This window comes from Brachyspira sp. (genome assembly GCF_050873525.1).
In the GTDB taxonomy this organism is placed as follows: Bacteria; Spirochaetota; Brachyspiria; order Brachyspirales; family Brachyspiraceae; genus Brachyspira.
In genome coordinates, this window is record NZ_JBNMIZ010000229.1 from 1 (window position 1) to 4,005 (window position 4,005).

A 4,005-nucleotide genomic window follows, 5' to 3' on the forward strand; every position below is an offset into this window, starting at 1 on the left:
ACATATATTTTCTCATTTTTATTAGGATACTTGATGTCGATATTAAAGTTTAGATTTAGAAATATTTATAATAAATTATATGGATTTTTATTTAAAAGAGCGCAATATGAAGATGTTGTAGACCAAATATTTGAGACTTTAGTTTATGATAGCAGTAATAAAAAAATTATATTTAAAACAATTTCAGGCGATTTCTTTATTGGAGAAGTTGGTATAGTAAGTTCAAATTTGCAAGGCAAGTATATTTATTTTAGTAAAGTTCAAAAATATAATAAAAATAAACGATATTTTTTAGATGTAGCGGACGATTCTGGTTTTTGTATATCGACATCTTCTATAGAATATATGCATTTATCTCCAGATACGGATTTTGACATAGATTACTTTGAACCAGATAATTAAAAACAACAGTTTATTAAAATATATTTTTATCAATATCTAAATCAAGAATTTACTTCTAAACCCATCTCTCCACTTCCTAATCGGTATCCACCATGCCAAACTATCCACAATCTTACCAACATTACAATTCAATTTACCTAATTTATTTTCATAACAATTAATTTTATCTTTCAATTCGTTTATTTCATTAACAAAATAATCTTCCAAAAAATTTTCATTATTTCTTATATTATGCAAATAAGGATTCAAATGAACGATTTTATCTCCAAATATATCGTCCTTAAATACTTTATATATTTCATATTCATTTGGCATTTCGTTTTTTGTATATTGAGTTCCCCAATCTCTTAAATTCCAAAAGAAACATTCCGCAGAATACTTTTTCGATAGATTTACAAATTCTTTAGCGTCTCCTAAATTTATTTTTGAAACTACAAAGAATAAAAATATATTCTCAACTTTATTTTGTTTTTTAAGATTGGAAACGAATTCTAAATTTTTAATTAAAGTGTCCCAACCGCCGCCAAGAACTATTTTATCGTAAGTTTCTTTTGTGGAAGCATGAATTGAAATTTGAACATACGATAATTTATCTATTATATTTAATTCCGTAAGCATTCTTTCGTTTAACAATAAACCGTTGGTATGCAAATCGAATTTTATATTAGGATATTCGTCCACTATCATTTTTATAAAATTTCTCGTATGCTTGCTCGCAAACGGGTCGCCGCTCCCGATTAAACAAACTTTATCCGTATATTTCAAAATCGGAAGAAAATATTTTCTCGCTTTTTCGTCAAGTTCTTCAATATATTCTTTTGAGTTTCTATATATTTTTTCTCTGCAACTCTTACAATTCACATTACAATCTAAATCATAACTGAACTTAATAATTTTAGGATATTTAATTTCTTCGCTATATTCTATTTCTCCGACATATATACTGTCAAGTAAAAAAGAAAAAGCGTCTTTATTTGGCGAACATAAGTGATTGAAACACATGCTATAATCATCATTTAAGCAATTTCGTCTAATCATTTTGGCTTTATCGGAATTAAAAATCTCGTTAAAAGGTTGATTAAATATATTTCCGATGCATCCGTTTTTAATATAAGCCGAGCAGCAAGTGTAAACACCACCGCCTTGATTTATTTCTATGAAACCGAAAGGAACTTTGCATATATTTTTATTCATTTTAACCCCTTATAATTTATATTATTGATTAAAGTTTTAAGATTGTTAATAGACTTTTCATATATAGAATTTGATAATTCTATAAGGTTTTGTTGTAAACTTTTATATTTATTTGAATCTATATTTATAGAATAAATAAGTTTATCGTATAAATCTTGACTATTATTATAAACTATGGCATTTTTATCGTTAAGATTATAATAATCTGCAAATTTTTTATGTATTATAGCTGGTTTAATAAAACCATACATTAATTGAAAACTTCCCAAAGTTCCTGTAGTAATATATCTGTTATGTTCGTAATTATCAGGGTCTAATAACGGTAATATATAATCGGCTTCTTCTAATTTATTATACATACCTTCAAAATTTAATCTTCCCGTTATTATTATCAATTCCGCTAATTCTGGTTTAATATTTATATTTTCAGAATTATTGCCTATAAAATAAAATCTAAAATTTGAATACTTATTTTTATAAAGTTTTTCTATAGCTTCGATTAATTGAAAATGATTTCTTCTCTTGGAATTTATCTCGCCTATTATTATAAATTTTGTAATACATTTATTTTTTGAAGTTATTTTTATATTTCCAAAATAATGAGGATTAACCACATTAGTAATTATATTTTTATAATTTGGCTTAAATATAGTAATAATATCGTCTCTTATAAATCCTTTGTCTACTGGGGCTTTTATATCATGGTCAACTAATAAAATTTTATTCCTAATATCTTTATTAAATAGTTCCAATTTTTGCTCATAATTTGATTTTGTATCCAAAACATTTCTAACCGTAGTAATAATAATTAATTTGCATTTTTTAAATTGATAATTGTAATAAGAATCTAATATTTCCGCTTCCGATATTTTATTAAAATGTAAATGCTTATTTCTAAATCTACAAAATAATTTTTCTTTATATCTATCTGGATTGCAAAATATATATACTTCGTAGCCCAAATCCAATAAATATTTAGCAAAACCCGTTAGTATTTCTCCATGAGAATATCTACTAGGTTCCCATAATATGACAGAATTATTAAATTTAATTTTAGTTCTTAAATCTAAATTTGGGAATTTATTTCTGAAATTATCTCTCCACTTCCTAATCGGTATCCACCAAGCAACCCTATCTACAACCTCATTAAAAATTGATGCCAAATTATTATACTTATCATTCAACTCTTTATACATACTTTCTAATTTATTATTTTTATCTTCAATATAATTATTAAACGACTCGTGAACTTGAAAATCACTATAATATTTTTCAGTTAAATCATAATTAATATTATATAAATTACTTTGCGTTTCTTTCAAATAATTTTTTATTTCATTAAAATAATTAATCGTTAAATCAATACTTTCGTCTAATGCCGTTTCGTATATTTTAGCTTCGTTTATATCGTTAATTATATCGCCCGAGTATTTTTGTGGTGGATATTTAAAATAATTAAATTTATTAGAATGCAATATTCTCATAGTTATAACTTTTCTTTTCATTAAAGTAGCCCAATATATTCCATGATAAGAATTTGTTATAATTATAATCTTTAATACTTTACAAATTAGAAATAATGAATTATAATTATAGAAATCAAGTAATTTTACTTAAGGAGATTAAAAATGAAATTTATACAAATAGGCGATAATTTTTTAATAAATGTTTCAAAAATAGATATTATTTATTTTAGAAGTAATTGTATTAATATTTATATAGAAGAAGACTTATATCACTTTGATGCTAATCAAGAAATTTATAATAATATTATAGATTTTATTTATAATGATGAAAAAAAATTATTAAGAATAGATACCGATAACCCAGTATATATGTCTAATAAAAGAGAACAACATTTTGCTAGAATATAATTCAAAAATAGGTTTAATATGGGATGGATAAAAGCTAAAATAGCAAAATTGCTTCATATGGAAATGGCTTCCGCAAACATAAAAAATGTATATAATCCGTTAATTAGTTTTTCCATTGTGAGTATATTTTTATTAGCGGTTATTATAGTAATTAGTATAATTTGTGGTAAGGATATAATCGCTTATATATGTTTATCAATGGTTATAATAATTGTAATCGTATGTATAGTCGCTTATTTTATTATTTTAATTAAAGACCCTAATCTTTTGCATGACGAATCATATTTGCTAGAAGTGAAAAGAGAAGAAACAATGAAATTTCAAATTGAAAATGATAAAAATAATGTATCAAGTAATACAAATAAATTAAATGAAAATAATAAAAATAGTTAATAATTAAATAGCTAATCAAATATTAAATTTATTTCTGAAATTCTCTCTAATTTTTTTAAACGGTATCCACCAAACAACCTTATCTACAACCTCATTAAAAACTAACGCCAAATTATTATACTTATCATTTAATTCTTTATAC

General features: G+C 23.8%; 5 protein-coding genes. 3 read left to right on the forward strand and 2 right to left on the reverse strand.

Annotation, left to right across the window (positions count from 1 at the left end):
* Positions 1 to 402, forward strand: a 402-nt coding sequence (locus ACR0QS_RS11685; protein WP_432633628.1) for a hypothetical protein, incomplete at its 5' end; no start/stop codon positions are given.
* Positions 403 to 438: 36 nt separating this feature from the next.
* Here ACR0QS_RS11685 and ACR0QS_RS11690 read toward each other — a convergent pair.
* Entirely contained in the window at positions 439 to 1,596 is a 1,158-nt protein-coding gene (locus tag ACR0QS_RS11690) for a radical SAM protein (protein ID WP_432633629.1), read from the reverse strand.
* Positions 1,593 to 3,101, reverse strand: a complete 1,509-nt coding sequence (locus ACR0QS_RS11695) for a hypothetical protein (RefSeq protein ID WP_432633630.1) — start codon at positions 3,099 to 3,101, stop codon at positions 1,593 to 1,595. Before ACR0QS_RS11695 ends, ACR0QS_RS11690 begins: the two co-directional genes overlap by 4 nt.
* Positions 3,102 to 3,224: 123 nt before the next feature.
* Between ACR0QS_RS11695 and ACR0QS_RS11700 the strand changes: the two genes are divergently transcribed.
* Both ACR0QS_RS11700 and ACR0QS_RS11705 read left to right on the forward strand, forming a co-directional pair.
* Positions 3,225 to 3,470, forward strand: coding sequence for a hypothetical protein (locus tag ACR0QS_RS11700; RefSeq protein ID WP_432633631.1), 246 nt, complete (start codon positions 3,225 to 3,227; stop codon positions 3,468 to 3,470).
* An 18-nt stretch (positions 3,471 to 3,488) separates the two neighbouring features.
* Positions 3,489 to 3,863, forward strand: coding sequence for a hypothetical protein (locus tag ACR0QS_RS11705; protein WP_432633632.1), 375 nt, complete (start codon positions 3,489 to 3,491; stop codon positions 3,861 to 3,863).
* The last annotated feature ends 142 nt before the right edge of the window (positions 3,864 to 4,005 follow it).

What these genes read in the sequence shown, in the direction of transcription:
- ACR0QS_RS11705 (WP_432633632.1), top strand. Translation starts at nt 3,489, where the DNA reads ATGGGATGGATAAAAGCTAAAATAGCAAAATTGCTTCATATGGAAATG.
- ACR0QS_RS11700 (WP_432633631.1), top strand. Translation starts at nt 3,225, where the DNA reads ATGAAATTTATACAAATAGGCGATAATTTTTTAATAAATGTTTCAAAA.
- ACR0QS_RS11690 (WP_432633629.1), bottom strand. Translation starts at nt 1,596, where the DNA reads ATGAATAAAAATATATGCAAAGTTCCTTTCGGTTTCATAGAAATAAAT.
- ACR0QS_RS11695 (WP_432633630.1), bottom strand. Translation starts at nt 3,101, where the DNA reads ATGAAAAGAAAAGTTATAACTATGAGAATATTGCATTCTAATAAATTT.